At 72.0% G+C, this 26768-nt stretch carries 23 protein-coding genes; 11 read left to right on the forward strand and 12 right to left on the reverse strand.

Translation table 11 applies throughout. The features are described 5' to 3' along the window. Positions 1-28: 28 nt before the first annotated feature. Positions 29-1543, forward strand: a complete 1515-nt coding sequence (locus WAB15_RS12135) for a hypothetical protein (protein WP_407286210.1) — start codon at positions 29-31, stop codon at positions 1541-1543. 98 nt (positions 1544-1641) lie between these two features. Here the strand turns inward: WAB15_RS12135 and WAB15_RS12140 are convergent, their stop codons facing one another. Then, positions 1642-1998 carry a HesB/IscA family protein gene (locus WAB15_RS12140; protein WP_399150462.1) on the reverse strand — a complete coding sequence of 119 codons (357 nt, stop codon included), beginning with the start codon at positions 1996-1998 and terminating at the stop codon, positions 1642-1644. 276 nt (positions 1999-2274) lie between these two features. Between WAB15_RS12140 and nadA the strand changes: the two genes are divergently transcribed. Continuing rightward, positions 2275-3462 (forward strand): quinolinate synthase NadA, encoded by a 1188-nt coding sequence (gene nadA / locus WAB15_RS12145; protein WP_407286211.1) that lies wholly within the window; start codon positions 2275-2277, stop codon positions 3460-3462. A gap of 56 nt (positions 3463-3518) precedes the next feature. Here nadA and WAB15_RS12150 read toward each other — a convergent pair whose 3' ends face one another. After that, complete coding sequence (locus WAB15_RS12150) at positions 3519-3962, reverse strand: hypothetical protein (protein WP_399150460.1); 444 nt, start codon at positions 3960-3962, stop codon at positions 3519-3521. Between the two features lie 263 nt (positions 3963-4225). Here WAB15_RS12150 and WAB15_RS12155 point away from each other — a divergent pair, with 263 nt between their 5' ends. Continuing rightward, on the forward strand, positions 4226-4525 hold the full coding sequence (locus tag WAB15_RS12155; protein ID WP_399150459.1) for a hypothetical protein: 300 nt from the start codon (positions 4226-4228) through the stop codon (positions 4523-4525). A gap of 60 nt (positions 4526-4585) precedes the next feature. Here the strand turns inward: WAB15_RS12155 and WAB15_RS12160 are convergent, their stop codons facing one another. From WAB15_RS12160 to WAB15_RS12195, 8 genes are all read right to left on the reverse strand, one after another. After that, positions 4586-5764 carry a ferritin-like protein gene (locus tag WAB15_RS12160; protein WP_399150458.1) on the reverse strand — a complete coding sequence of 393 codons (1179 nt, stop codon included), beginning with the start codon at positions 5762-5764 and terminating at the stop codon, positions 4586-4588. Continuing rightward, entirely contained in the window at positions 5761-7698 is a 1938-nt protein-coding gene (locus WAB15_RS12165) for a GMC family oxidoreductase (RefSeq protein ID WP_407286212.1), read from the reverse strand. The genes WAB15_RS12160 and WAB15_RS12165 overlap by 4 nt, the downstream gene beginning before the upstream one ends. Continuing rightward, positions 7695-8387, reverse strand: a complete 693-nt coding sequence (locus WAB15_RS12170; RefSeq protein WP_407286213.1) for a hypothetical protein — start codon at positions 8385-8387, stop codon at positions 7695-7697. The genes WAB15_RS12165 and WAB15_RS12170 overlap by 4 nt, the downstream gene beginning before the upstream one ends. A 237-nt stretch (positions 8388-8624) precedes the next feature. Beyond that, positions 8625-11804 (reverse strand): efflux RND transporter permease subunit, encoded by a 3180-nt coding sequence (locus WAB15_RS12175; RefSeq protein WP_407286214.1) that lies wholly within the window; start codon positions 11802-11804, stop codon positions 8625-8627. Positions 11805-12037: 233 nt separating this feature from the next. Continuing rightward, positions 12038-12724: a response regulator gene (locus tag WAB15_RS12180; protein ID WP_384492147.1), complete on the reverse strand. Its 687-nt coding sequence runs from the start codon at positions 12722-12724 to the stop codon at positions 12038-12040. Then, a complete protein-coding gene (locus WAB15_RS12185) occupies positions 12721-14016 on the reverse strand; it encodes a sensor histidine kinase (RefSeq protein WP_407286215.1) in 1296 nt (431 codons plus the stop codon). Before WAB15_RS12185 ends, WAB15_RS12180 begins: the two co-directional genes overlap by 4 nt. An 82-nt stretch (positions 14017-14098) precedes the next feature. Then, positions 14099-14377 carry a PspA-associated protein PspAA gene (gene pspAA, locus WAB15_RS12190; RefSeq protein WP_393494381.1) on the reverse strand — a complete coding sequence of 93 codons (279 nt, stop codon included), beginning with the start codon at positions 14375-14377 and terminating at the stop codon, positions 14099-14101. Between the two features lie 57 nt (positions 14378-14434). After that, the gene (locus WAB15_RS12195) at positions 14435-15220 is read right to left on the reverse strand and encodes a PspA/IM30 family protein (protein WP_399150470.1); all 786 of its coding nucleotides are present in this window, start codon (positions 15218-15220) and stop codon (positions 14435-14437) included. A gap of 287 nt (positions 15221-15507) precedes the next feature. Between WAB15_RS12195 and WAB15_RS12200 the strand changes: the two genes are divergently transcribed. Beyond that, the gene (locus WAB15_RS12200) at positions 15508-16104 is read left to right on the forward strand and encodes a DUF3043 domain-containing protein (RefSeq protein WP_399150452.1); all 597 of its coding nucleotides are present in this window, start codon (positions 15508-15510) and stop codon (positions 16102-16104) included. 67 nt (positions 16105-16171) lie between these two features. Here WAB15_RS12200 and WAB15_RS12205 read toward each other — a convergent pair whose 3' ends face one another. Further along, positions 16172-16390, reverse strand: a complete 219-nt coding sequence (locus WAB15_RS12205) for a hypothetical protein (RefSeq protein WP_399150451.1) — start codon at positions 16388-16390, stop codon at positions 16172-16174. Between the two features lie 613 nt (positions 16391-17003). Here WAB15_RS12205 and WAB15_RS12210 point away from each other — a divergent pair. From WAB15_RS12210 to WAB15_RS12230, 5 genes are all read left to right on the forward strand, one after another. Then, positions 17004-18281, forward strand: a complete 1278-nt coding sequence (locus WAB15_RS12210; protein WP_407286216.1) for a bifunctional adenosylcobinamide kinase/adenosylcobinamide-phosphate guanylyltransferase — start codon at positions 17004-17006, stop codon at positions 18279-18281. 63 nt (positions 18282-18344) lie between these two features. Continuing rightward, entirely contained in the window at positions 18345-18869 is a 525-nt protein-coding gene (locus tag WAB15_RS12215) for a class I SAM-dependent methyltransferase (protein ID WP_399150449.1), read from the forward strand. Between the two features lie 524 nt (positions 18870-19393). Beyond that, complete coding sequence (cobT, locus tag WAB15_RS12220; protein WP_399150448.1) at positions 19394-20440, forward strand: nicotinate-nucleotide--dimethylbenzimidazole phosphoribosyltransferase; 1047 nt, start codon at positions 19394-19396, stop codon at positions 20438-20440. 147 nt (positions 20441-20587) lie between these two features. Continuing rightward, entirely contained in the window at positions 20588-22363 is a 1776-nt protein-coding gene (locus WAB15_RS12225; protein ID WP_399150447.1) for a phosphatidylglycerol lysyltransferase domain-containing protein, read from the forward strand. Continuing rightward, the gene (locus tag WAB15_RS12230) at positions 22360-23088 is read left to right on the forward strand and encodes a hypothetical protein (protein WP_399150446.1); all 729 of its coding nucleotides are present in this window, start codon (positions 22360-22362) and stop codon (positions 23086-23088) included. The genes WAB15_RS12225 and WAB15_RS12230 overlap by 4 nt, the downstream gene beginning before the upstream one ends. Here WAB15_RS12230 and WAB15_RS12235 read toward each other — a convergent pair. Further along, positions 23063-23800: a hypothetical protein gene (locus WAB15_RS12235; RefSeq protein ID WP_399150445.1), complete on the reverse strand. Its 738-nt coding sequence runs from the start codon at positions 23798-23800 to the stop codon at positions 23063-23065. The two genes, WAB15_RS12230 and WAB15_RS12235, sit on opposite strands and share 26 nt — an antisense overlap. A gap of 88 nt (positions 23801-23888) precedes the next feature. Here WAB15_RS12235 and WAB15_RS12240 point away from each other — a divergent pair, with 88 nt between their 5' ends. Both WAB15_RS12240 and WAB15_RS12245 read left to right on the forward strand, forming a co-directional pair. Then, complete coding sequence (locus WAB15_RS12240) at positions 23889-24683, forward strand: adenosylcobinamide-GDP ribazoletransferase (protein WP_407286217.1); 795 nt, start codon at positions 23889-23891, stop codon at positions 24681-24683. Between the two features lie 209 nt (positions 24684-24892). Further along, positions 24893-26431 (forward strand): leucyl aminopeptidase, encoded by a 1539-nt coding sequence (locus WAB15_RS12245; protein ID WP_399150443.1) that lies wholly within the window; start codon positions 24893-24895, stop codon positions 26429-26431. The last annotated feature ends 337 nt before the right edge of the window (positions 26432-26768 follow it).

The following is a 26768-nucleotide window of genomic DNA, read 5'->3' on the forward strand; positions in this document are numbered from 1 at the left end:
TGTTCAGCGGAGCTGAAGGAGCGATGCGGTGAACACCGAGGACACCCCCACGACCCCGGACCACCCCAAGGAGCGCCGGCGCCGCAGCCCGCTGCTGGTCGCCTCGATGGCCGCCGCGGTGCTGCTGGCCGGGGGCGGCGCGGCGTACTGGGCCTCGTCCGCGTCCAGCGACGAGGGCTCGGGACCGGGTTCCGCGGGCAAGGCCGACCCGCCGCCGCTCGCGCTCGACGGCTACACGGGCGGCTCGATAGCGGCCGGTGAGCCCAATCCGCAGGGCGCGAAGTACAAGGCCGTGAAGGAACTGCCCGGCGGGCCGTCGTCGGCGCCGGTGTACCGGCCCCAGGGCGAGATCGGCCGGGAGTCGGTGGAACGGCTGGCGAAGGCGCTGGATGTGGCCGGAAAGGTCCGCTCGGAGGGCACCACCTGGAAGGTGGGCGGGACCCGGGACGCCCGCAGCCCCGTCCTGCAGGTGAACAAGACCGGCTCGGGCTCCTGGACGTACTCGCAGTACGGCACCCCGAGCGGTACGAACTGCGCGCTGCCCGCCACCGAGAACGGCAAGGACGGCGACCAGGCGGGCGCCGGCGCGTCGAGCCGGCCCGGCTGCCCGTCGTACCGCGGCGGCGGGGACATCACGACCGAGGACGACAGCAGCGGCAAGGACGCGGTGTCGCCGGAGAAGGCCAAGCAGGCGGTGCGGCCGGTGCTCAAGGCGCTCGGCCAGGAGAGCGCCCGGCTCGATGCGAGCGGGCTGTCCGGCGCGGTGCGGATCGTCACCGCGAATCCGGTGCTCGGCGGGCTGCCGACGTACGGCTGGCAGAGCGATCTGCAGGTCGGCTCGGACGGTCAAGTGGTCGGCGGCAGCGGTCAGTTGGCGAACCCCGTCAAGGGCGCGGTGTACCCCGTGCTGAGCGCGGACAAGACGCTTGCGCGGCTGAACGCGGGCGGGGGCCGCACGCCGGCCGGCTGCCCGTCGGTGCCGCCCGGGAAGGACGGCAAGGACGACAAGGGCGGCAAGGGCGGTCAGATCGCGCCGTGCGAGCCCTCGCCGACGAAGGCCCAGAAGCCGGCCGAGGTGACCGGCGCCGTCTTCGGGCTCGCGGTGCAGTACGTCAGCGGCGGGCAGGCGCTGGTGCCGTCGTGGCTGTACACGGTCCGCCAGCCGGGCGCCGGCAGCGGCCCGGACGCCACGACGACCGTCACGCACCCCGCGGTGGACCCGAAGTACCTGGCGCACAAGGACCGGACCCCGAAGGGGCCGTCCGGGAAGCCGGGCGCGATGGCGCTGGAGTCGTACGACGTGGGCGACGGCGGCCGGAAGCTGACCGTGCACTTCTGGGGCGGGGTGTGCAGCGTCTACTCGGTGAGCGCCGAGGAGTCGGACACGGCCGTGAAGACCAAGGTCGTCGGCAAGGACAAGAAGCCGGGCCAGGTCTGCGTGAAGATCGCCAAGGAGTTCACCAAGACCGTCACGCTGCGCGAGCCGCTGGACGGCCGGAAGGTGATCGACGTGTCGACCGGTGAGGCCGTGCCGAAGCGGTAGGCCCGGACACGGACACGGGAAGGGACACGGATACGGCGAAGGCGGCGCCCCCACTCGGGGGACGCCGCCTTCGCCGTATGTGCGCGGACCCGCGGTCCTTAGCTGAAGGAGTCGCCGCAGGCGCAGGAGCCGGTGGCGTTCGGGTTGTCGATCGTGAAGCCCTGCTTCTCGATGGTGTCGACGAAGTCGATGGAGGCACCGCCGAGGTACGGGGCGCTCATCCGGTCGGTGACGACCTTGACGCCGTCGAAGTCCTTGACGACGTCGCCGTCGAGCGAGCGCTCGTCGAAGAAGAGCTGGTAGCGCAGACCGGAGCAGCCGCCGGGCTGAACCGCCACCCGCAGCGCGAGGTCGTCCCGGCCCTCCTGCTCCAGCAGGCTCCTGACCTTCGACGCGGCCGCGTCGGACAGGATGATGCCGTCGCTGACGGTGGTCTTCTCGTCCTGCACGCTCATCTACATCTCTCCCGGGTTGTACGGACCGCTTGTCATCGGATGCAACAAGCTGAAACCGGCGACGCCCCGGATTAATTCCGGCTGGGCGCTTCTTCTTCATGCTCGCACACCGGCGGCCGGGAACAGGTGGCCCAGCGCACACAGTGCGGCGGTGATGCGTCACATCGACACTATGGCCATCGTCAAAGTGACGTGAAGCGGCTATGATAGATAGCGTCAAATAGACGAAAAGGCTTGTGCTCAAGAGCGCAAAGAGCTGTCCGCAGAGAAGAGAGGGTGCGTGTTGTGACCACCGCCCAGCCCCTGGACGTCCAGCCGACCCCGCTGGCCCTGCTCCTCCTCGGCCGTGAGGCCGACCCGAAGAGCGAGCGCGGCGTGGAGTGCCCCGGAGACCTCCCCGCCCCGTCCGACCCCGACCTCGTCGCGCGCGCCCGCGCGGCGAAGGAGAAGCTCGGCGACAAGGTCTTCGTCCTCGGGCACCACTACCAGCGCGACGAGGTCATCGAGTTCGCCGACGTCACCGGTGACTCCTTCAAGCTGGCGCGGGACGCCGCCGCCCGGCCGGACGCCGAGTACATCGTCTTCTGCGGCGTGCACTTCATGGCGGAGTCGGCCGACATCCTCACCGGCGACGACCAGCAGGTCATCCTCCCCGACCTGGCCGCGGGCTGTTCGATGGCCGACATGGCCACCGCCGAGCAGGTCGCCGAGTGCTGGGACGTGCTCACCGAGGCCGGCATAGCCGAGCAGGTCGTGCCGGTCTCGTACATGAACTCCTCGGCCGACATCAAGGCCTTCACCGGCAAGCACGGCGGCACGATCTGCACCTCCTCCAACGCCAAGCGGGCGCTGGACTGGGCCTTCGAGCAGGGGGAGAAGGTCCTCTTCCTGCCCGACCAGCACCTGGGCCGCAACACCGCCGTCCGCGACATGGGCATGTCCCTGGACGACTGCGTGGTCTTCAACCCGCACAAGCCGAACGGCGGCCTGACCGTCGAGCAGCTGCGCAACGCGAAGATGATCCTGTGGCGCGGCCACTGCTCGGTGCACGGCCGGTTCTCCCTGGACTCGGTGAACGACGTGCGGGCCCGCATCCCGGACGTCAACGTCCTGGTCCACCCCGAGTGCAAGCACGAGGTCGTGGCGGCCGCGGACTACGTCGGCTCGACGGAGTACATCATCAAGGCCCTGGAGGCCGCCCCGCGCGGCTCGAAGTGGGCCATCGGCACGGAGCTGAACCTGGTCCGCCGCCTGGCGAACCGCTTCGCCGCGGAGGACAAGGAGATCGTCTTCCTCGACAAGACGGTCTGCTTCTGCTCGACGATGAACCGCATCGACCTCCCCCACCTGGTGTGGACGCTGGAGTCGCTGGCGGCCGGCAAGGTCGTCAACCGCATCGAGGTCGACAAGGAGACCGAGAGCTTCGCGAAGCTGGCGCTGGAGCGGATGCTGAGCCTGCCGTAGGCGCGGCGAACGGCCGTCGCACCCGTGGGGAGAGACCCCTGCGGGTGCGGCGGCCGTCAGCTCGTGGCGGCCTCCAGGGTCCAGCGGACCTTGTCGTGGTCCTTGACCGCGGTGCCGCAGGGCCCGGTCGTGATCTTCTTTTCGTTGACGTAGGCGTTCCACTTCTTGTCGCCGTCCGCGGCGTCCCCGCGGATCTCGGTGACCACGAAGTCCCCGGTCGCCTCGTCCCAGTGCGCCCGCACGCCGAGGTGGTACCTCCGGTCGGCGTCGGCCAGGGCGGTGAGCGGTGTGGGGCGCACACCGTCGGCGGCGCAGCGGAAGCCGCCGTACAGGGAGCGCGCCGCCGTGCGCACGATGCCCACGCTGCCGGTGAAGGCGCCGCCCGTGACCGCGACGCGGACCGGGGCGACGGGGCCGTCGGCGGCGGCCGGCGGCGCGAGCGCGAGGACGAGTCCGGCCGCCGGCACGAGGGCGGCCCTGCGGGCCGGAGCACAGCGCACGGTCGCCCGCCTTTCGTCGGTTCGGCACCCAAAGCCACCGTCGCACCACTCACCGCGATGCGCGAGCCGATCGCCCCGGTCGACCGCGATCCGAGGCACGGCCCGCAGGGCCCGGCGACGGCGGCCCGGACTGCGCCACCGGAGGGACGGAAACACCGCGCCGTCACCACGACAGAGTAACGCTGCGTAATCCATTCGTTGCTGGTTCGTTAGCGCGGTGATCCCGGTATCAGATCGGGTCCAGACAGGAAGGAAGTTCCGTCGTGGGTAAGGCAATGCGTATGGTCGCGGGCACCCTCGGGGCCGGTGTGCTGGTGCTGTCGGCGACCGGCACGGCCGGTGCCAAGGGCTGGGATGGCGGGTTCTTCGACGAGGACGTGCACTGCGCGCCGACGTTCACCCTCCTGCTCCCCTCGGATGGTTGCCGTACGAACATCCTCATCGACAACCACCGGACGATCGCCAAGCTCAAGCAGACCGCCGGGGGCGACATCACCGACACCCTCGTGTCCGCCCGCAGGGGCACCGGGGGCTTCGGGGGCCTCAGGGGCCTCGTCCGCTGATGCGGGCGCCGCACCCCGCAGTGCGCTGCTCCGGGGTGCGGCATGGCGTCTCGTCTCGCCCTATGCGTCGGTAGGGCGCTCCGCCGCCCAGCTCGGGACGGCGGAGAGATCGATCGGCTCGCCGGCTTCCAGGCCGGCGAGCCGCAGGTTCTCCTCGACCGTTTCGTAGACCGCGTCGAACTGCGGCTTCTCGAGTTCGAAGGTGGGGCTGGCGAAGCGGCCCGGCCGCCCGGGGTGCGGGTTGCGGTAGAGCTGTTCGGAGCGGTCGCGGAGTTCCAGCATGGTGGGGATGGCCAGGGCCATCGCCCGGGGGGTGCCGTCGAAGGCCTGCTGGAGATAGGAGAGCAGGGCGGCGTAGCGGGTGTTGAAGGCGACGGCCTGCTCGTACACCTCCTTGTTCGTCTTGTAGTCGGTGACCTTGGAGTCGCCGTGGATCGGGTAGGCGTCGTCCCAGGTGACGTCCAGCAGGGGGCCGCTGGGCGGGTCCTTGGGGGTGTCGTGGGGGCCGTAGCTGCGGCCGGTGTAGATCTCGTTGAAGCGGAAGTAGTGGGCGAGCTGCCGCTGCTCGCCGAAGATCAGGTCGTCGCTGGTCCAGATGTGGTCGTCGAGGCCCTCGCCCTGTTCGCTGATGACGCGGATGGCGAGCTTGGCCGACTTCAGGTCGTGTACGGCGAAGACCTCGCCGCCGGAGTTGTAGAAGTCCTCCGGGCCGACCTGGCGTGCGGGCCGCTGGGGGAAGACCGCGGCCTCGCCGTGGTCCTCGACCAGCTTCTCCAGGCCCTGGCGGATGGCGTCGTAGAACTGGCCGATGGAGGTCCAGCCCTCCCCCGGCTTGGGGTGGGGAGCCAGTTTGCGGGGCAGTTCGATGCGCAGGAAGGTGCGCAGCGCGTCGGGCGAGAAGTGCCGGAGATGGATCAGGGGCACGTCCTTGTCGCTGCTGAACGGCAGCTTCGCCGGGTACTTGGCGACGAACTCCTTGCGGCCCACCACGGGCTTGCCGCCGACCGCGTTGAGGAGGTTCGCCACCAGGGTCATATGCAGCATCTCCTCCATCAGGACGCTGCGGATGGCGAAGTAGGCGGTGCGGTTGGCGCCCGGGTGGATGGAGTACATCCCGGTCATGTAGACGGGGATGGTGAGGTGCTCGACCTCCAGGGCGCCCTGGAGGTAGGTGCGGAGTTCCTCGATGGTCTGCGGGATGCCGAACCCCTGTGCGTCCAGGGCCATCGCGGTGATCACGCCGGTACCTCCTCGTGGGCGGGGCCGGCGACCTCGACCGGGCGGCGGGCGTCGACGAGGTCCCGGTGGATCTGGGCGGCGCTGCGCAGGGCCAGCGCCATCATGGTGAGGGTGGGGTTGCTGGTGCCGACGGACGGCATGCTGCCGCAGCCGACGGCGTAGAGGTTGGGGTGGTCGTGGGTGCGCTGGCCCTTGTCCACCACGGAGGTCCCGCTGTCGGTGCCCATGATGTGGGTGCCCGCTCCGTGCCCGGCTCCGCTGTAGGCGAGGTGGGTGCCGTTGTAGACGACGTGTCCGAGCGGCGGGACGCCGTTCTGCGGGGCGTGGTGGGTGTAGTCCTTGGCCTTGAGGAGGCCGAAGATCTGCTGGGCTACCAGGCGGGCGGCGTACAGGCCCTTGCGGACGTGGTCGTCGAGGTCGTAGGTGACGATCGGGCGGGGGTTGCCCATGGCGTCGCGGTAGCGGGCCGGGTCGATGGTGACGCGGTTGCTCTCGTTCGCGGACTGCTCGACGGCGATCTGGAGCTGGAGCTGGCGGCCGACGGAGTGGCCGAGGAGGCTGCGCAGTTCGGGCCCGTAGACGCCCTTGTCCCGGATGCTGCCGTCGGGGTTGCCGCCGACGCCCAGGGCGCTGGCGACGTTGCTGAGCGGGGCGCCGGTGGCCCAGCCCCAGCCCCAGTTGCCGATCTCGATGCGGAAGGGCGCGCGCTCGCCGCGTCCGCCTCCGCTGCGGAAGACCTCCCAGCCGGAGGTGTGTCCGGGGCCGCGGAACGGGCCGACCGGGCCCTTGTCCTCGGGGGCGAGCGCCCAGCTGAGGAGGGTGGGGTGGTCCATCAGGTTGCGGCCGACCTGCCCGCTCTTGTTGGCCAGGCCCGAGAACAGCAGCAGCCGGGCGTTCTCGATGGCGTGCGCGGCGAGGACGACCACGTCCGCCTCCGCGAGGTAGGTCTGGTGGACCGGTGAGACCGGGTCGGTGTACGTGCGGTACTCCACTCCGGTGACCCGGCCGTCCGACCGCGCCCGGACCCGGCTGACCACGCAGCGGGTGGCCAGGGTGACGGACTTGGGCCAGCCGGCCTGGATGCGCAGCGGATGCGACTTGGCCTGCACGGGGCAGATGGGGACGCAGCTGGCGTTGCCCACGCAGCGCTCGCCGTAGTTGGGGATGCCGACGGCGCCCTGGACGCGGTACGGGTCCCGGTAGGCGGGGTTGGGGGTGGAGTTGCGGGCCTGCGGCAGGCCGTACACGGTCAGCGCGTAGTCCCGGCCGGCCACGCCGTCCTTGACGACCTTGCCGTCGAGGTCCTTGCACCGCTGGTCGACATAGCTCTGCGGGATGTGGTGCATGGGGTACTCGTACGCGGGGTCGGTGACGGTACCGAGGGCCTTCTGCTCCTTGGCGTTGCCGGCGACGCCGAACTCGCGCTCGGCCTCGGCGTACCAGGGCTGGAGTTCGGCGGCGGTGAAGGGCCAGTTCCGGCCGTACCCGTAGTCCTTGGCGGTGGCGAAGTCGTCGGGGAGCATGCGGGGGACGGCGCCGAGCCAGTGCATGGCGGCGCCGCCGAGTTCGCGCAGGTAGTCGGTGCCGTAGGGGAGCTTGCCGTCCTGGACCAAGTAGCCGTTGGCGGTGAACTCGGGCTGTCCGGAGGCGGGGTTGCGTACCGGGGCGAGGTCGAGGACGTCCGGGTAGGGCGCGGCCTTGTTGCGGCGGTAGGCGGAGTTGGGGACCTTGGCGACGGCCGAGTAGTAGGTGGACAGGGAGTCCAGATAGCCGGGCCAGGTCTCGGTGCCGCTGTTGCCGGCCTCCAGGACGAGGACGTCCCAGCCCTGGTCGCCGAGGCGTTTGGCCAGTGCGCTGCCGGCCCAGCCGGCGCCGACGATGATCACGTCGTAGCGGCGGCGGGCGGCGGCCTCCGCGGGGACGGGTCCGGTCATGGGGTGGCCTCCTCGGGAGTGGTGGCGGCTTCGCTTCCGGCGGCGGCCGCGGTGGGCACGGCGGACGGCGGGATATGGCGGCTCAGGCGGTGGCCGGGGATCAGCTCGTCGGGGATCGCGTCCGGGGCGACCTCGGCGGCCAGGCCGGTGCGGTAGGGGACGTCGGCGAGGTCGAGGTCGGTACGGAGCCCGTCGAGGCTCTGCCAGGTCGGCGCCGGCGGCTTGACCGCCCAGGTGCCGAAGCCGGGCGGTTTGGCGCCCGCCGGGTGGCCGTGGAAGGTGCGCCACACCAGGCCCTCGACGTAGGCGCTGGGCGAGGCGACGGACTCGGTGTTGGCGACCTCGCGCCGGAGGGTTGCGTGGGCCACCGGGGCCAGCCGGGGCCAGGCGCCGGTGTACCAGAGGTAGATCAGCGCCCGGGCGACCTCGCGGTGGGGGAGGTCCAGGGCCTGGGGCCCCTTGCCCTGGGCTACGGCTTCCTTCCAAGCGGCCCAGAACTTGGTGAACTGGGCGTCGCCGACCTGGCCTCGGGCGGTGTCCAGGTAGAGCCGGGCCATGCCGGTGGCGTACAGATCGAATGCGGCGAAGCCGGTCAGCGGCACGCAGTGGGTGATGAAGTCGGCCAGTTCGTCGGCTGGTTCGTCGGCTGCTCGGTCCGCGGTTCCGTCGGCTGCTGCGGGGACGGTCATCGCTCTCCTCCCGGTGCGGCATATTCGGGAGTCATGCTTCTCGGGCCCGGCAGGCGTATGCCGACAAGACTGGATAAACCACTGGAAGGCGTATGACGGGAGGTCAGTTGGCGCCGTGACCACCGGCGTACGCGGGAGCCCCCGCTGCCATGCGTACGGCAGCGGGGGCTCCTGGTTGCGGCCCGGTGGCGGTGCCCCGGCTCGAACGGAGTCGAGAGCGGCGCCGCGGGCGGGGGCTTACACGCCCGCGGGCTGCGGGGTGCGGTCGGCCTCCTCCGGTTGCGCGCCGGACTTCGCGGCGCGCTTGGCGGCCTTCTTCTTCGCCCGGCGCTCCTTGCGGAGTTCGATCATCGCGTAGAGCGTCGGGACGAGGAGGAGGGTGAGCAGGGTGGAGGTGATCAGACCGCCGATCACGACCACGGCCAGCGGCTGGGATATGAAGCCGCCGTCGCCGGTGATGGACAGCGCCATCGGCAGCAGCGCCATGATCGTGGCCAGCGCGGTCATCAGGATCGGGCGCAGACGGTGCCGGCCGCCCTCGACGACCGCCTCGACGACGCCGTAACCCTGTGCGCGGTACTGGTTGATCAGGTCGATCAGCACGATGGCGTTGGTGACCACGATGCCGATCAGCATCAGCATGCCGATCATCGCCGGGACGCCCAGCGGGGTGCCGGTGGCGACCAGCAGGCCGATCGCGCCGGTCGCCGCGAAGGGTATGGAGACCAGCAGGATCAGCGGCTGGATCAGCGACTTGAAGGTGGCCACCAGGAGCATGAAGACGATGGCGATGGCCGCCAGCATCGCCAGACCCAGCGAGGAGAAGGCGTCGGTCTGGTCCTGGGAGACGCCGCCGATCTTCGCCGTCGCGCCGTCCGGCAGCTTCAGCGCGTCGATCTCGCTCTGCAGCTTGGCGCTGACCGCGCCGGTGTTGTCGCCGGTCGGCTTGGCGGTGATGGTCGCCGAGCGGGCCCCGTCGATCCGGGTCATCTGGACCGGGCCGGGCACGGTCTTCACGGTGGCGATGGTGCCGAGCTTGACCGGGCCGGCCGGCGTCGGGATGGCCAGGTTCTTCAGCTCGTCCTCGGTGGTGGCCGGGTGGGCCGACTTGATGACGATGTCCCGCTCGGTGTCGTCCAGGACGGCCTTGCCGCTGGTGGTGCCGCGGATCGCCTGGGCGACCGCGCCGCCGAGCATGGTCTGGTCGTAACCGGCCCCGGCCGCCTTGGCGTTGGGCTTGACGGAGATCCGCGGCACGCTCTGCGCCAGGTCGCTCTGGACGTCGGTGACGTCGTCGAGCCCGGCGACGGCCTTGCGGACCTGCTCGCCGGCCCGCTTCAGGACGTCGGCGTCGCCGGCCTTGACGACCACGCTGAGGTCCTGGTTGCCGAAGCCGCCGCCGGCGGTGACGGTGGTGTCGCCGATGGACTCGCCGAGCTTGTCCAGCGAGGCCCGCAGGTCGTCGGTGACCTTGGCGGAGTCCGCGGAGTCCGTCAGCTTCAGCTGGTAGGAGGCCTGGTTGGCGCCGGTGCCGCCGCCGAAGGCCGCCATGAAGCCGGAGGAGCCGACGGTGACCTGGTAGTCGGCGATGTCGTCGTTGGCCGCGAGCAGCTTCTCGACCTTCTTGGCCTGCGCGTCGGACGCGCCCAGGCTGGTGCCGGGCTTGAGTTCCTGCTTGAGGGTGAGGGTGTCCTGGTCGCCCTGGTCGAAGAAGTTGGTCTTCAGCAGCGGCCCCATGCCGAACGTGCCGATGAGGATGACCACGGCGATGACCAGGCTGGTGACCCGGCGGCGGGTCGCGAAGCGCAGCACCGGGACGTACAGGCGCTGCAGCGGGCTCTGCGTCTCCTTCTCCTCGGCCTCGCGGCGCAGCTCGTCCACCGTGGTGCCCTCGGGGATCTTCGGGGCGCGCAGGAACCAGTACGACAGGACCGGGACGACCGTCAGCGAGACGATCAGGGAGGAGAGCAGGGCGACGGTCACCGTGAGGGAGAAGGAGCCGAAGAGGGCCCCGACCATGCCGCCGACCACACCGATCGGGAGGAAGACCGCGACTGTGGTGAGGGTGGAGGAGGTGATCGCTCCGGAGACCTCCTTGACGGCGGAGAGGATCGCCTCGCGGCGCTCCTCGCCGTAGCCCAGGTGCCGCTTGATGTTCTCCAGGACGACGATCGAGTCGTCGACGACACGGCCGATCGCGATGGTCAGCGCGCCGAGGGTGAGCATGTTCAGCGAGAGGTCACCGGTCCACAGCACGATCAGCGTGATGACGACCGAGAGCGGGATGGAGACCGCGGTGACCAGGGTCGAGCGGAGGCTGAGCAGGAAGACCAGGATGACGATGACGGCCATGGCGAGGCCGAGCAGGCCCTCGGTGGTCAGCGAGTCGATCGACTTGGAGACCGCCGGGCCCTGGTCGGAGGCGACCGTGACCTCGGTGCCCTTGCCCAGGTCCTGGCGGATGTCGGCGAGCTTGTCCTTGACCGCGTCGGAGATCGCGACCGCGCTGCCGTCCTGGTCCATCGTCACCATGACGGCGAGGCTGGGCTTGCCGTTGGTGCGGGTCAGGGAGGTCGGGGTGGCCGCCTCCTCCTTGACGGTGGCCACGTCGCCGAGGCGGACCGGCTCGGCGGCGGACTGGCCGGCGCCGGCACCGCTCGCGCCCGCCCCCGCGGCCGGCGCGATGGTCAGGTCCTTGATCTGCTGCACCGAGGTGAATCCGGCGCCGACCTGGACGGTCTTGCTCTTGCCGCCCTCGGCGAAGGAACCGGCGGGCACCGAGGTACCGCCGGCCTCCAGCGCCTTGCCGAGCGCCTGGGCGTTCAGCCCGGCGGCGGCGAGCTTGCGCTCGTCGGGGGTGACCGCGACGATCCGGTCCTGGACGCCGTCCACGGTGACCTGGCTGACGCCCTCGATGTTCTTCAGGTCCGGCACGACGCTGCGGTCGAGCTGGTCGGCGAGGGTCTGCTGGTCCTTGGCGGAGGAGGAGACGGCGAGGACGACGGTGGGGATGTCGTCCGTCGAGCCGGCGACCACCTGCGGGTCGACGTCCTTGGGCAGCTTGGCGCGGGCGCGGTTGACGGCCTGCTGGACGTCGGCGACCAGCCGCTTGGAGTCGTTGCCGTAGTCGAACTGCGCCATGATGACGCCCGAGCCCTCGCTGGACGTCGAGGTGACGCTCTTGATGCCGTCGACCGCCTGGACTCCGTCCTCCAGCGGCTCGATCACCTGCTTCTCGACGACATCGGGCGAGGCACCCTGGTAGGGCGCCAGCACGGAGACCATCGGAAGCTCGATGGAGGGCAGGAGCTGCTGCTTGAGCTGCGGGATCGCGATGGCGCCGAAGGCGATCGCGACGATCGAGATCAGCGCTATCAGGCCCCGTTGTACGAGGCTGAGTCGGGACAGCCAGGACATGGGTGGGGTCTCTCTCTTCTGTTCTGAAGGCGGTCTGGGCGTAAGGGCCGTCCCGGGTGTGCGGACGGCTGAGGACAGCGGGGCCACGCGGGCCCGACGGCCGGGGTGCAGGGCTCCCCGGGGCCTTCACGGGCCCAGATACACCTTCGGCCATGGCCGAGCCGGTTTTCCTCGCTCGCAGGTCGGTTTCCGGCCCGCGCCCGTACCGCGTTCGGAGTAGGGCTACTCCACCCTCACTGCACCCGTGGGCGTACGAGTCCCGACTCGTAGGCGATGACCACCAGCTGGGCGCGGTCGCGGGCCCCCAGTTTGGCCATCGCGCGGTTGACATGCGTCTTGACCGTGAGCGGGCTGACCGCCAGCTGCTCGGCGATCTCGTCGTTGGACAGGCCGCCGGCCACCAGGACCAGCACCTCGCGCTCACGGCCGGTCAGACTCGCCAGCCGCTCCGTGCCCCGGTCGCCGGGTCCGCCGTCGGCCGGACTGCCGCCCTGGGCGAGGAACTTGGCGATCAGCCCCTTGGTCGCGGCGGGCGACAGCAGCGCCTCGCCGGCCGCCGCGATCCGGATCGCGCCCAGCATCTCGTCCGGCTCGGCGCCCTTGCCGAGGAAGCCACTGGCGCCGTTGCGCAGCGACTGCACCACATAGTCGTCGACCTCGAAGGTGGTCAGGATCACCACCCGGACGTCGGTGAGCTGCGGGTCCCGGCTGATCATGCGGGTGGCGGCCAGGCCGTCCACACCGGGCATCCGGATGTCCATCAGGACGACGTCGGGGCGCTCGGCCTTCGTCAGCTCGTAGGCCTGGGCGCCGTCGGAGGCCTCCCCCACCACCCGCATGTCCGGCTCGGAGTCGACCAGCACCCGGAAGGCGCTGCGCAGCAGGGCCTGGTCGTCGGCGAGCAGCACCTTGATCGTCATGTGTTCTCCCCCGTACGGACGGTCTGCAGTGGAAGGGTCACCCGCACCTGGAAGCCGCCGGCCGCGCGGGGGCCCGTGACGACCGTGCCGCGCAGCGCGAAGACCCGCTCGCGCATGCCGATCAGGCCGTGGCCGCCGCCGCTGTCCTCGGGGGCGGCGGTCTCGTCCGCCGGCCGCTCGCCGCCCCGCTGGCGGGGTACGCCGGCCCGGCCCGCGCCGTCGTCCAGGACGGTCACGGTCAGCGCGCTCTCGGAGTGCCGGATCCGCACCGTGGCGCGGGCGCCCTCCCCGGCGTGCTTGTGCACGTTGGTCAGCGCCTCCTGGACCACGCGGTAGGCGGTGAGGTCCACGGAGGCGGGCAGCTGCCGGGGCTCGGGCGGGAGGTCCAGGTCGACGGGGAGCCCGGCGCGGACGAAGCCCTCGACGAGCTGGTCGAGGACGCCGAGGCCCGGTGCGGGCTCGGTCGGCGCCTTGGGGTCGTCGGACTGGCGCAGCAGACCGACCGTGGCGCGCAGCTCCTCCAGCGCCGAGCGGGACGCCTCGCGGACGTGCGCCAGGGCCTGCTTGGCCTGGTCGGGGCGGTTGTCCATGACGTGCGAGGCGACGCCGGCCTGGACGTTGACCAGGGCGATGTGGTGGGCGACGACGTCGTGGAGGTCGCGGGCGATGCGCATCCGCTCCTCGGCGACCCGGCGGCGGGCCTCCTCCTCGCGGGTGCGCTCGGCGCGCTCGGCGCGTTCGCGGATGGCGTCCACGAAGGCGCGGCGGCTGCGCACCGCGTCCCCCGCGGCGGCTGCCATGCCCGTCCAGGCGAAGATGCCGAGGTTCTCCTGCGCGTACCAGGGGCGGGGCCCGTAGAACATCGCGGAGGCGGTCAGCACGACCGCGGTCAGCGCGCCGAGCCGCCAGGTCGTGGGCCGGTCCGTGCGCGAGGCGAGGCTGTAGAGCGCGATCGCGGCGGCGCCGACCACGGGGGCGCGCGGGTCGCCGGCGCGGACGAGCAGCTCGACGATGGTCAGGGTGCCCGTGGCCGCCAGGACCGTACGGGGCAGCCGGCGGCGGAACACCAGAGTGGCGCAGGCCAGCGCGGCCAGCACCACGGCCGAGGCGGAGAGCCGGTGCGGCGCCCACTGCGGGCCGTGGACGCGGTGCGGGTCGACCACCGCCCCGAACAGGATGCACGCGAACACGGCCACCGCCAGGGCGGCGTCGACCGCGAGCGGATGGGTCCGGTGCCACTGGAAGCGGCCGGCGGCGCGGGGCGCTTCCGGACCGGGGTCGAGGGGACTCACAAGAGGAAACGGTAGCGCCCCGGTCCGACGGGGACCGGGGCGCTGTGTGCCGTATGCGCTGGAGTGGAGCTGGGGCGGGCGGTCAGCCCGGGATGAGGCCGTCGTCGCTGAGCATCTCCCGGACCTCTGCGAGGGAGGCGTCCGGGGCCGGCAGGATCAGCTCGGACGGTTCGAGGGCGTCGTCGGGAAGCGGTGTGCCCATACGACGCACCGCTTCCAGGAGGGCGCCGAGAGTGCGCCGGAAGCCTTCCTCGTCGCCGCTCTCCATCTCCTCGAGCAGCTCGTCGTCCAGCTTGTTGAGCTCGATGAAGTGGGCGTCGTCCAGCTTCACCTGGCCCTCCCCCATGATCCGTACGATCACGACGGTCTCCCTCGGTCCGGTCCCGACGATCTCTGCGAGGCTAACCCCCGGCGACCGTCACTGCTTGTCGAAACGCGGCTGGTCCTGCTGCTGCGAAGGCTGGGCCTGGCCGCCCTGACCGCTTTCGAGGGCCTGCTTGCCGGCCGACGGGCCGCCCGCGAGCTCGGCCTTCATCCGCTGCAGCTCCAGCTCGACATCGCTGCCGCCGGAGAGCCGGTCCAGCTCGGCGGTGATGTCGTCCTTGGCCATACCGGACGGGTCGTCCAGCGCGCCGGAGGCCATCAGCTCGTCGATGGCACCGGCCCTGGCCTGCAGCTGCGCGGTCTTGTCCTCCGCACGCTGGATCGCCAGGCCGACGTCGCCCATCTCCTCGGAGATGCCGGAGAAGGCCTCGCCGATCCGGGTCTGCGCCTGGGCGGCCGTGTACGTGGCCTTGATCGTCTCCTTCTTCGTACGGAAGGCGTCGACCTTGGCCTGCAGCCGCTGCGACGCGAGCGTGAGCTTCTCCTCCTCACCCTGCAACGTCTGGTGCTGCGTCTCCAGGTCCGTGACCTGCTGCTGCAGCGCGCTGCGCCGGGTGAGCGCCTCGCGGGCCAGGTCCTCGCGGCCGAGCGCCAGCGCCTTGCGGCCCTGGTCCTCCAGCTTGGCGGACTGGCCCTGGAGCTGGTTGAGCTGCAGCTCCAGGCGCTTGCGGGAGGTCGCCACGTCGGCGACACCGCGGCGTACCTTCTGCAGCAGTTCCAGCTGCTTCTGGTACGAGTAGTCGAGGGTCTCGCGCGGGTCTTCGGCCCGGTCCAGGGCCTTGTTGGCCTTCGCGCGGAAGATCATCCCCATCCGCTTCATGACACCATCGCTCATGGGCCTCGCGCGCCCCCTTCTGACCGAGTCGCCTCGGGCTTAGGCTCCAGCACATCTACAGACCCCACAGTACGGGCCCTGGTTCCATTACCGCACTGTTCGCGCCCGGATGCGCTCATCCTCCAGGACGATCGCGGAGCGCGTCTTCTCCCGCGCAAGGAGTAGGCGGCCCCCGGACGCACGGCCCGCGAAGGCCGCGGACGGGTGCCGTTGCCGGATCGTGCCCCGCCGGACCCTGGCTCCCGCGCGGCGACCACGTACCCTTGGGTGTTGTGTTCCGAAGCCGTTCGAAGGATGAGCAGGCCGCGACCGCCAAGGTGACCGCGGACCAGCCCCAGCAGCCCCGCGACCCGCAGGCCCCCAAGGGCCGCCCGACACCGAAGCGCAGCGACTCCCAGTCGCAGCGCCGCTCCCGTGCGCAGACGCCGACCAACCGCAAGGACGCCGCCAAGGCGCAGCGGGAGGCCCGCCGTACGGACATGGCCCGCCAGCGTGAGGCGATGGCCAGCGGTGACGAGCGGTATCTGCCGGTGCGCGACAAGGGACCGGTGCGCCGGTTCGCCCGTGACTACGTCGACTCGCGCTGGTGCGTCGCGGAGTTCTTCCTGCCGATGGCCGTGGTGATCCTGGTGCTCACCATGATCCGGGTGCCCTCGATCCAGAGCATCGCGCTGCTGCTGTGGCTCGTGATCATCGTGCTGATCGTGCTCGACTCGGTCCTCATCTGGTTCCGCATGGGCAAGCAGCTGCAGGAGCGGTTCCCGAAGGAGAACGTCAAGGGCGTGAAGGCGTACGCGGTGATGCGGACGCTGCAGATGCGGCGGCTGCGCCTGCCCAAGCCTCAGGTCAAGCGGGGCGAGCGGCCGTAGCGGCCGGTTCGATCCTCCGGCTGCGGGGCCGGGTCCGTTCGGACCCGGCCCCGCAGCCGTTCGGGGTTCAGCCCTCGTCGGCGGCGGCCTGCAGGCTCATCGGCCCCGCGTAGATCTCCGTGCCGTCCTCGAAGAGGCGGACCTGGTCGACGCCGCCGTCGAGGAGGGCCTTCCACTCCTCACCGATCCAGGACTCCGCGTCGCCCTGCGTGGTGAACTCCTCCGGCTCCACGGGCGGCGCCGTCTCCGTACCGTCGGTCTTCTCGAACCGCCACGTCCACACCATGTGCGCCTCCTGGATCCCACCGAGTACGTGTCTGTGCCACCGCGGACCGCGTCTCGACGCACTCCGCCATGTCGTGCTTCCGTGCTGATCGGCAGCTTAACGGCCATGTTCCGGTGCGTCGTAGTGAGCCGGGGCGGGAGCCGTTGGTGGTTGCGCCCGCCCTGCCCCACCCCGCCATACGGGAACATGCCGCACTGGACTGGCCTGTCGAGAGGTGCGGCCATGTTCCGGTGCGTCGTAGTGAGCCGGGGCGGGAGCCGTTGGTGGTTGCGCCCGCCCTGCCCCACCCCGCCATACGGGAACATGCCGCACTGGACTGGCCTGTCGAGAGGTGCGGCCATGTTCCGGTGCGTCGTAGTGAGCCGGGGCGGGAGCCGTTGGTGGTTGCGCCCGCCCTGCCCCACCCCGCCATACGGGAACATGCCGCACTGGACTGGCCTGTCGAGAGGTGCGGCCATGTTCCGGTGCGTCGTAGCCAGCCGGGACGGGAGCCGTTGGTGGTTGCGCCCGCCCTGCCCCACCCCGCCATACGGGAACATGCCGTACCGGATTGGCCGTGTCGAGAGGTGCCCCCGCCGCGCCCGGTGGGGCGGGACGCGAGAAACTCGGCGATGTGGATGTGACTCTCCTCGGCACCGGGGCCCCGCAGGGACTGCCGCGCCCCGGCTGCCCGTGTGCCCGCTGTGCGACCGCCGTCGGCGACGAGGCACGGGCGGCGACCGCGCTGCTCGTCGACGGTGCGCTGCTGATCGATCTGACGCCGGGCCCGGCCTTCGCGGCGGCCCGTGCCGGGCAGTCGCTGGCCGGCGTGCGGCAGGTGCTGCTGTCGCATCCGCACAACGGGCCGGTGATGGAGGTGCCGGCCGGGCTGCCCACGCCGGGCCGGGTCGCCGACGGGCGGGAGCTGGCGCTGCTGGACGGGCACCGGATCCGGGCCCTGGCGGTGGACATCCCGGGGACCGGATACGAGATCTCCGCCCCCGGTGGTGAGCGGCTGCTGTATCTGCCGCCGGGTGCGGCGTCGGCCGGGCTGGGCGACGCCAACAACGGCCTGGGCGCCGGTGACCCGTACGACCTGGTGCTGCTCGACGTACTGGAGCGGCCGGACGCGCTGGCCCGGCTGCGGGCGAGCGGGGCGGTGGACGCGGCGACGGACGTGGTGGCGGTGCATATCGACCACGGCGTGCCGCCGGGGCCCGAACTGCACCGCCGGCTGGCGGCGGTGGGCGCCCGGGCGGTGGCGGACGGCGGCTCGCTGGTGGTCGGCGAGTACCACGCGGTGCCGGATCTGCCGCGGCGCACGCTGGTGCTGGGCGGGGCGCGCAGCGGGAAGTCGGTGGAGGCCGAACGGCGGCTCGCGGCCTTCCCCGACGTGGTGTACGTGGCGACCGGCGGCACCCGGGACGGCGACGAGGAGTGGGCGGAGCGGATCTCGCTGCACCGCGAGCGGCGGCCGAGCAGCTGGCGCACCGTCGAGACCTGCGATCTGGTGCCGCTGCTGGCGGCGGCCGGGCAGGACGAGGAGGCCGCCGGGCCCGGCCCGGAGCTCGGCGACGGGCGGCCGGCCGATGCCTCGCCGCTGCTGATCGACTGCCTCGCGCTGTGGCTGACGCATGCGATGGACGAGGTCGGGGCGTGGGACGACGCGACCTGGGAGGCCGGTGGCCGGCGGGCGCTGCGGGAGCGGACCGACGCGCTGGTGGCGGCGCTGCGGGAGACCCGTCGGCCGGTGGTGGCGGTCAGCAACGAGGTCGGCTCGGGGGTGGTGCCGGCGACCGCGGCCGGCCGCCGGTTCCGCGACGAACTGGGGCGGCTGAACGCGTCGTTCGGCGCGGAGTGCGAGCAGGTGCTGCTGGTCGTCGCGGGCCAGGCGCTTGCGCTGCGCGGATGACGATTGCCCCGAGGGGCCCGTGTCCGCTTGCCCCGGGGCGCGGCGGCGAGTGCTGTTGGACCCGTGACCGGAACCGAGCTGACCGACGCGGCCGTCCGTGCCTACCTCGCGCGACACCCGGAGGCGACCGTGGTCGCCCTCGGCGAGGGACTGGGCACCGGTTTCTGGCGGCTGGACAACGGGCGGCTGAACTGGCTGACGGTGCAGCCGACGGAGTCCGCCGCACTGCGCCGGATGCTGCTGCCGGACGGCGCCCGGCGGCGGACGGTCGCCGGCGCGATGGCCGATCACCGCTGGCTGGACGCGGTGCGCGAGCCACAGCGCGGGGTCATCGTCACGGCCCCTGGCGGACTGCTGCGACTGTCGCCGCCCGGGGTGCGCGGGCTGCTCGCGGCGTGCGTGGAGCGGTTTCCCGGCGGTGCGCTGGTCTTCGACGCGCTGCCGCGGCGGGATCTGCCGCGGGTGGCGGGCGCGCACCCGGGCATCGTCGCCGTACGCGCACACCGGCCGGCGGGGCTGCGGCACCGGCTGCCGGGGCTGCGGGCGCGCACGCCGACGGTGTGTGAGCTGCACTTCGCGGTGCGGTGAGCAAAGCTCGGCCCCCACGGCCCCCGCCCCGGCCCCGCCGGAAGAACGTGACCGGCCGCACTTCACGATGCGTGAACAAGAGCTCAGCCCCCACGGCCCCGCCCCAGCCCCCGCCGGATGAGCGTGACCGGCCGCACTTCACGACGCGTGAACAAGAGCTCAGCCCCCACGGCCCCGCCCCAGCCCCCGCCGGATGAGCGTGACCGGCCGCACTTCACGACGCGTGAACAAGAGCTCAGCCCCCACGGCCCCGCCCCAGCCCCCGCCGGATGAGCGTGACCGGCCGCACTTCACGATGCGTGAACAAGAGCTCAGCCCCCACGGCCCCGCCCCAGCCCCCGCCGGATGAGCGTGACCGGCCGCACTTCACGACGCGTGAACAAGAGCTCAGCCCCCACGGCCCCGCCCCAGCCCCCGCCGGATGAGCGTGACCGGCCGCACTTCACGATGCGTGAACAAGAGCTCAGCCCCCACGGCCCCGCCCCAGCCCCCGCCGGATGAGCGTGACCGGTAATCTGCGCCCAATGAGCAGCCTGAACCTCGATGACTTCGCCGAACTGATCGAGCGCCCCGACGGCGGGGCGCGCCGCGATGCCGAGGAGCGGCGGGCGCGGTCGGCCGTGCCGCCGGGGGCGCTCGGCCGGCTCGACGAGCTGGGCGAGTGGCTGGCGGCCGCGCAGCAGAAGGTGCCGGTACGGCCCGTGGAGCGGCCGCGGGTGCTGCTGTTCGCCGGGGACCACGGGGTGGCGGAGCTGGGGGTGTCGGCCCGGCCGGCCGGCGGCACCCGGGAGCTCGTACGGGCCGTGCTGGACGGTGCGAGCCCGGCAGCGGTGCTGGCCCGCCGTCTGGGGGCGCCGCTGCGGGTGGTCGACATGGCGGTGGACTGCGATCCGCAGGAGCTGCCCGAGGAGGTGACCCGCCATCGGGTGCGGCGCTCCAGCGGCCGGATCGACGTCGAGGACGCGCTGAGCGCCGAGGAGGCCGAGGCGGCGTTCCGGGCCGGGACGGCGATCGCGGACGAGGAGGCGGACGCCGGTACCGACCTGGTGGTGCTGGGCGATCTGAGCGTCGGCGGCACGACGGCCGCGAGCACGCTGATCGCCGCGCTGTGCGGCACGGACGCCTCGGTGGTCACCGGGCGGGGCGGGGCTCCGATCGACGACCTGGCCTGGATGCGCAAGTGCGCGGCGATCCGCGATGCGCTGCGCCGGGCCCGGCCGGTGCTGGGCGACCAGTTGGAGCTGCTGGCCGCGGTCGGCGGCGCGGATCTGACCGCGATGACCGGCTTCCTGCTGCAGAGCGCGGTGCGACGGACGCCGGTGATCCTGGACGGGGTGGTCTCGGCGGCCTGTGCGCTGGTGGCGCAGCGGGTGGCGTTCCGGGCCCCGGACTGGTGGCTGGCCGGTCAGGCGAGCGGTGAGCCGGCGCAGGCCAAGGCGCTGGACCGGATCGCACTCAACCCTCTGCTCGACCACGGCGTCAGTGCGGGTGAGGGGACGGGGGCGTTGCTGGCTCTGCCGTTGGTGCAGGCGGCGGCGGCCCTGGCGGCAGAATTGCCCGTACGCGACTGACGCGGCGCCGGCCGGCAGCGGCCGGCCGCCGTGCCGAGCGATCGGACGGGCGTCCCATCAGGGGCGCTCATGACTTCACGCCCGTACCGGACCACCGGCGGCGCCCCATAAGATCACGCTTTACACGTTTTTTATGGGAGACATCGTTTGCGTCCGGATGAAGGCCACGAGGACCGCCGCCGCGGTCGCTGGTCACAGCGCGGTGCCGGGTTCGGCATCTGGTACCTGCGTACCGTCACGTTCATCAACCTGCTGAGCGCGGTGTGGGTGTCGTTCGCCGACGACATCCGCCGGCACAACATCGAGGAGTACTTCACCCCGTATCTGCTCACGGCGGGCTTCGCGTCCGGTGCCTTCTCGCTGTTCCTGTCGGTGACGCTCCGGCGGCGCAAGCGGGCGGCGTGGATCTTGAACCTGGTGCTGTCCGGGCTGCTGTCGCTGCTGTTCGCCTTCGCGCTGGCGGCCGCCCCGGAGTTCCGCGGCCATCCGCAGAACTGGGTGTCGCTGCTGCTGACGCTGCTGTTCACCACCGCGCTGGTGGTCGGGCGCCGGGAGTTCTACGCCAAGGGCGACCGCTCGAACCCGAAGCTGGCGGCCCTGACCGCGGTCGTCGGTCTGCTGGTCACCTCGCTGCTGGCGGCGCTGCTGGTGACCGTCACCAACACCGCGCAGGACGCCTCCTCGACGTTCGTGACGCGCTGGCGCTACGGGCTGATGCGGCTGGTGTCGCTGGCCCCCGACGACCGGCACTTCCCCGGCATCACCACGCCGGGCTGGGTCGATGTCGCGATCAATGTGCTCAGCGCGCTGCTGCTGGTGGCCGTGCTGTGGGCGGCGTTCCGGTCCGTGCGCAGCACCGAGGCGATCACCGAGGACGACGAGGAGCGGCTGCGCGCCCTGCTCGCGCGGCACGGCGCCCGCGACTCGCTGGGCTACTTCGCGCTGCGCCGCGACAAGAGCGTGCTGTTCTCCCCCAGCGGCAAGGCCGCGGTCACCTACCGCGTGGTGGGCGGGGTCTCGCTGGCCTCCGGCGACCCGCTGGGCGACCCCGAGGCCTGGCCCGGGGCGATCGAGAGGTGGCTGGCCGAGGCCCGGGAGCACGGCTGGGCGCCGGCGGTGATGGGCGCGAGCGAGGAGGGCGGCACGATCTACGCCCGGCACGGGCTGGACGCGCTGGAGCTCGGCGACGAAGCGATCGTGGAGACCGCGGAGTTCACCCTGGGCGGCCGGGCGATGCGCACGGTGCGGCAGGCGTACAACCGCATCGAGCGGGCCGGCTACACCGTCCGGATCCGCCGCCACGAGGACATCCCGGCCGAGGAGATGGACCGGCTGCTGCGGCTGGCCGACGACTGGCGCGACGGGGAGACCGAGCGCGGTTTCTCGATGGCGCTGGGCCGGCTCGGCGACCCCGGTGACGGGCGCTGCGTGATGCTGGAGTGCTGGGATGGCCGCGCCGGGGAAGGGTCCGGGGAGCTGCGGGCCCTGCTGAGCTTTGTGCCGTGGGGCGAGAAGGGCCTCTCGCTGGATCTGATGCGGCGCGACCGCGACTCCGAGAACGGGCTGATGGAGTTCATGGTCCTGGAGCTGATCCAGCGGGCGAAAGAGGTGGAGATCACTCAGCTCTCACTGAACTTCGCGATGTTCCGCTCCGTCTTCGAACGCGGATCGCGGCTCGGCGCGGGCCCGGTGCTGCGCCTGTGGCGCTCGCTGCTCAGCTTCTTCTCCAGGTGGTGGCAGATCGAATCGCTCTATCGCGCCAATGCGAAATACCGGCCGATCTGGGAGCCGCGGTACATGCTCTTCGAAAAGAGCACCGACCTGCTGCGCATCGGCATCGCCGCGGGCCGGGCGGAAGGCTTCCTGGAAGCACCCGGTCTGCCCAAGTGGCTGAACCGCAAGCACCTGGAGAACGTGAGATGACCGAGGCTGGGGTGGGGCGGCCGGAGGTCTCCGCCCTGCGCCGCGCCGCGCGTGCCGAGTGGGGCCCGCTGCTGCGGACGGTCCGGTCCGCGCTGGTCGCGTCGAAGTTGCGGGCGATCCCCGTGACGCTCGGCGCGGTGGGTCTGACCCTGGTCTTCCAGTACGTGCAGAACCAACCCTGGGGCTATCGGACGGTCCAGGACATCGGGTCCGTACAGGCCTGGGAGCATCTGTGGGTGGCGCTGCTGCGCACCCCGCTGTCGCTGTTCGTGCCCGCGCTGGACCTTCCGGTGTGGGGCGCGCTGGCGCAGATCCTGGTGGTCTTCGGGATCGCGGAGATCTGTGTCGGCTGGCGGCAGACGCTGCTCGTCGCCTACCTCGCCACGCTCGCCGGGACGATGTACGCGCGGATCGGCATCTGGATCGGCCCGCAGAGCCCCATCGGGCTGCCCGACTCGGACAAGTACGTCGTCGACACCGGGCCGTCGGCGGCCGTGGTGGGGCTGGCGGTGTACGTCTGCTGGCGCTACCGGGCGTGGTTCACCGGTTCGCTGGTGGTGCTGGCGATGCTCTTCGAGGTGGTGTTCATCAAGAACAACCTGGCCGGCAAGGAGCATGTCGCGGCGATTCTGGCGGTGCTGGTGCTGTGCGGGCTGTGGGAGTTCACCCGGCCGAGGAAGCCGCGGGGCGCGGCGCGTATCAGCGGCTCGGGGCGCCGCCGATGAGGTGCTCGACCTTGCGGCGCAGCCCCGACCAGCGGCGGTCGTGACGGTAGGCGCGGACCTGTGCACGGGCCCGCGCCTTCGGCCGTCTGCGGTAGAAGCGCCTGGCCCAGGGCGAGTTGGGCCGGGCCAGCCGGACCGCGCCGAAGAGCGCGACGAACGGTACGAACACCCCGATGACGGCGATCCGGGCCTTGCCCTTGAGGAGCGCGACGACCGCGAGGAAGAAGTTGCCGGCCACGGTCCGCACGACCGTGAGGCGGTCGGAGGTCTCGTCCGGGCTCAGTTCGTTGACACCGAAGGGCAGGAAGCCGCCGAGGACCAGGGCGACCAGCGCGGCGGTGAGGATGACGATCTCGACGCTCTTGGTCCCCTCCTCCGTCCAGTAGACGTCGTCCAGGTGGAGGATCAGCGCGAACTCGTCCAGGACAAGTCCGACGCCGATGCCGAAGAGCACCGCCGCCGCGCCGGCGCCGAAGCCGCGCCGGCCGCCGGCGAGGGCGATGAAGCCGCCGACGACCATCAGGATCACTCCGGGGACGACGTGGTGGACGTGCAGGCCGCCGGGCGAGATGTCGCGGAACGGGCCCCGGCCCGCGCGGATGAGACGGGTGATGACCCGGGTCACCAGGAAGGTCAGCACGAAGGAGGCCAGGGCGAGCAGCAGTGGGAGCTTCCCCGGCTCGACGATGTTGCGGTACCACCAGTGGCCCATTCCACACGCTCCCCAATTGTCGCGTAAGGACATTTAACGGCCAGTTAGCGGCAATTCCTCGCCGCAGTGCGCCGGATAGCCTGCCGCGGTGAACGAGACCCCCGCTCCCCCGTCCGCCGCCGACGCCCTGCGCTTCGCGTTCGGGACGCTGACCGTGCTGCCGGTGCGCGTCACCCGCTTCGACCGGGCCGCGGCGCGCGGCGGGATGCTCTGCGCGCCGTTGGCCGGGCTGGTCGTCGGGCTGTGCGCGGCCGCGCTCGGCGGGGCACTGCTGCTGCTCGGCGGCGGTCCGCTGCTCGCCGCGGTCGGCACCGCCGCGGTGCCCGCGGTGCTCACCCGCGGCCTGCATCTGGACGGGCTCGCCGACACCGCCGACGGACTGGGCAGCGGCAAGCCGGCCGAGGACGCGCTGCGCATCATGAAGCAGTCCGACATCGGCCCGTTCGGGGTCATCACGCTGCTGTTCACCCTGCTGGCCCAAGTGGCCGCACTGAGCGAGCTGTACGCGACGGGCTGGGCGCACGGTGCGCTGGCGGCGGCCGTCGCGGCGGTCACCGCGCGCGGTGCGCTGACCCTCGCCTCCCGTACGGGGGTGCCGGCCGCCCGCCCCGAAGGGCTCGGCGCGGCGGTCGCCGGCGCCGTTCCCCTGCGTGCGGCGCTGCCGTGCGCCGCGCTGGTGGCCGCCGGATGCGCGGGGGCGGGTGCCGCCTTCGGTGGGTACGGCGCGCTGCACGCCGGGCTCGCGGCGCTGCTCGGACTGGGGCTCGGCGAACTGCTGCTGGGGCACTGCCGGCGACGGTTCGGCGGGGTGACCGGCGATGTGTTCGGCGCGCTCGCGGAGAGCGCGGGGCTGGCGGCGCTGGTCGTCCTCGCGCTCGGGTGACCCGATTCCGCGCCAACTCCCTTTCCATGCTGGGCAGTTCGTCAGCGGTCGGGTCCGGGTGCGTACCTACGGCCGTGACCGTTATGCACCCGCGCGGCATCGGGTGCGGCTACACACCGGGCCTCGCGGCGCCGCCGAGCGTAGGCTCAGCCGCAGCAGCGCCCAAGGCGCACAACGGATTCCCGGACAGGAACAGGACTCTCATCACCGTGACTGCACTGACCCTCAGTACTTCGTCCGCCGCAACGGTGCGCGCGGATGCCGTCGTCGTCGGCGTCACCAAGGGCGCCAAGGGCGTCGTGGTCGCCCCCGGCGCGGAGGCCGTGGAGGCGGCCTTCGGCGGCAAGCTCGCCGCCGTGCTGGAGACCCTCGGCGCGAGTGGTGCCGAGGGCGAGGTGACCAAGCTGCCCGCCGCCGACGGGCTCAAGGCGCCGGTCGTGCTGGCGGTCGGCCTGGGCGACGCCCCGGCCAAGGGCGACGCCTTCGACAACGAAGCGCTGCGGCGCGCCGCGGGCAGCGCCGCCCGCGCGCTGTCCGGCAGCAAGAAGGCCGGCTTCGCCCTCCCGGTAGAGGACGCCGAGGCGGCCGCCGCGGTCGGCGAGGGCGCGCTGCTCGGCGCGTACACCTTCACCGCGTACCGCTCCAACGGCAACGGCGCCAAGGGCGGCAAGAAGAACGACGGCAAGTCGGCGCCCCTGGGCGAGGTCGCGATCCTCGGCGGCAAGCCGCGCGACAAGGAGTTCAAGGCCGCCGCCGAGCGCTCCCAGGCGCTGGCCGCGGAGATCAACCGCGCCCGCGACCTGATCAACACCCCCTCCAACGACCTGGACCCGAAGTCCTTCGCCGCCCACGCGCAGGCCGCGGCCAAGGAGTTCGGCCTCAAGGTCGAGGTGCTGGACGAGAAGGCGCTCAAGAAGGGCGGCTACGGCGGTCTGCTGGGCGTCGGCCAGGGTTCGGAGGCCCCGCCGCGGCTGGTGCGGATCGCGCACACGCACGCCAAGGCGACCAAGACCCTGGCCCTGGTCGGCAAGGGCATCACCTACGACTCGGGCGGCATCTCCCTCAAGCCGGCCGGCCACAACGAGACCATGAAGTGCGACATGAGCGGTGCGGCCGCCGTGTTCGCCGCGGTCGTGGCCGCCGCCCGGCTGGGGCTGGAGGTCAATGTCACAGGCTGGCTGGCGCTCGCCGAGAACATGCCGTCCGGCTCCGCCACCCGCCCCGGTGACGTGCTGACCATGTACAGCGGCAAGACCGTCGAGGTGCTCAACACCGACGCCGAGGGCCGCCTGGTCCTGGCCGACGCCCTGACCCGGGCCTCGGAGGAGTCGCCGGACGCCATCGTGGACGTCGCCACGCTGACCGGTGCGATGGTGCTGGCGCTGGGCCACCGCCACTTCGGGATCATGGCGAACGACGACGCCTTCCGTACCTCGATCTTCGAGATCGCGGAGGAGGTCGGCGAGCAGGCGTGGCCGATGCCGATGCCCGACCACCTGCGCAAGGGCATGGACTCGCCGGTCGCCGACCTCGCCAACATGGGCGACCGGATGGGCGGCGGCCTGGTCGCCGGCATCTTCCTGAAGGAGTTCGTCGGCGAGGGCATCGCCTGGGCCCACCTGGACATCGCGGGTCCGGCCTTCCACGAGGGCTCGCCCTGGGGCTACACCCCCAAGGGCGGCACCGGCTCCGCGGTGCGCACCCTGGTCCGGCTCGCCGAGCGCACCGCCGCGGGCGACCTCGGCTGACGCCGGCCGCGTCGCACCTGATATGTCCGTACGGCCCCGAGCTCACCGCCCGGGGCCGTCGGTCTGTGCGTTTCGCGGGTGTTCGCCCTCAACGAAATCCTCCCGCCCGTCGCCCACCACCACCCGTAGGCGGCGCTGCGCGCCACTACACCAGTTTTTACGCACCAGTAACCCCTTCGGGGCGGCCGATCGGCCGCCCAGAGCCCGGCCCGCCGTCCCGGCTTCGTTGAACAAGTGCGAAGATGGGTTCTCGGCAGGACAGGGCCCCCCTTACCCAGGGCCGAAGTAAAAGCGGCCGAACAACAGCCGCGGCCCGGTCATCGACGACCGGCTCCGG

Source organism: Streptomyces sirii, assembly GCF_045690365.1.
GTDB classification, from domain to species: Bacteria; Actinomycetota; Actinomycetes; order Streptomycetales; family Streptomycetaceae; genus Streptomyces; species Streptomyces sirii.

Coding starts and splice junctions, on each gene's coding strand:
- WAB15_RS12140 (WP_399150462.1), bottom strand. CDS start 1,998: ATGAGCGTGCAGGACGAGAAGACCACCGTCAGCGACGGCATCATCCTG.
- WAB15_RS12165 (WP_407286212.1), bottom strand. CDS start 7,698: ATGACCGGACCCGTCCCCGCGGAGGCCGCCGCCCGCCGCCGCTACGAC.
- WAB15_RS12170 (WP_407286213.1), bottom strand. CDS start 8,387: ATGACCGTCCCCGCAGCAGCCGACGGAACCGCGGACCGAGCAGCCGAC.
- WAB15_RS12175 (WP_407286214.1), bottom strand. CDS start 11,804: ATGTCCTGGCTGTCCCGACTCAGCCTCGTACAACGGGGCCTGATAGCG.
- WAB15_RS12180 (WP_384492147.1), bottom strand. CDS start 12,724: ATGACGATCAAGGTGCTGCTCGCCGACGACCAGGCCCTGCTGCGCAGC.
- WAB15_RS12195 (WP_399150470.1), bottom strand. CDS start 15,220: ATGAAGCGGATGGGGATGATCTTCCGCGCGAAGGCCAACAAGGCCCTG.
- WAB15_RS12205 (WP_399150451.1), bottom strand. CDS start 16,390: ATGGTGTGGACGTGGCGGTTCGAGAAGACCGACGGTACGGAGACGGCG.
- cobT (WP_399150448.1), top strand. CDS start 19,394: ATGAGCAGCCTGAACCTCGATGACTTCGCCGAACTGATCGAGCGCCCC.
- WAB15_RS12230 (WP_399150446.1), top strand. CDS start 22,360: ATGACCGAGGCTGGGGTGGGGCGGCCGGAGGTCTCCGCCCTGCGCCGC.
- WAB15_RS12235 (WP_399150445.1), bottom strand. CDS start 23,800: ATGGGCCACTGGTGGTACCGCAACATCGTCGAGCCGGGGAAGCTCCCA.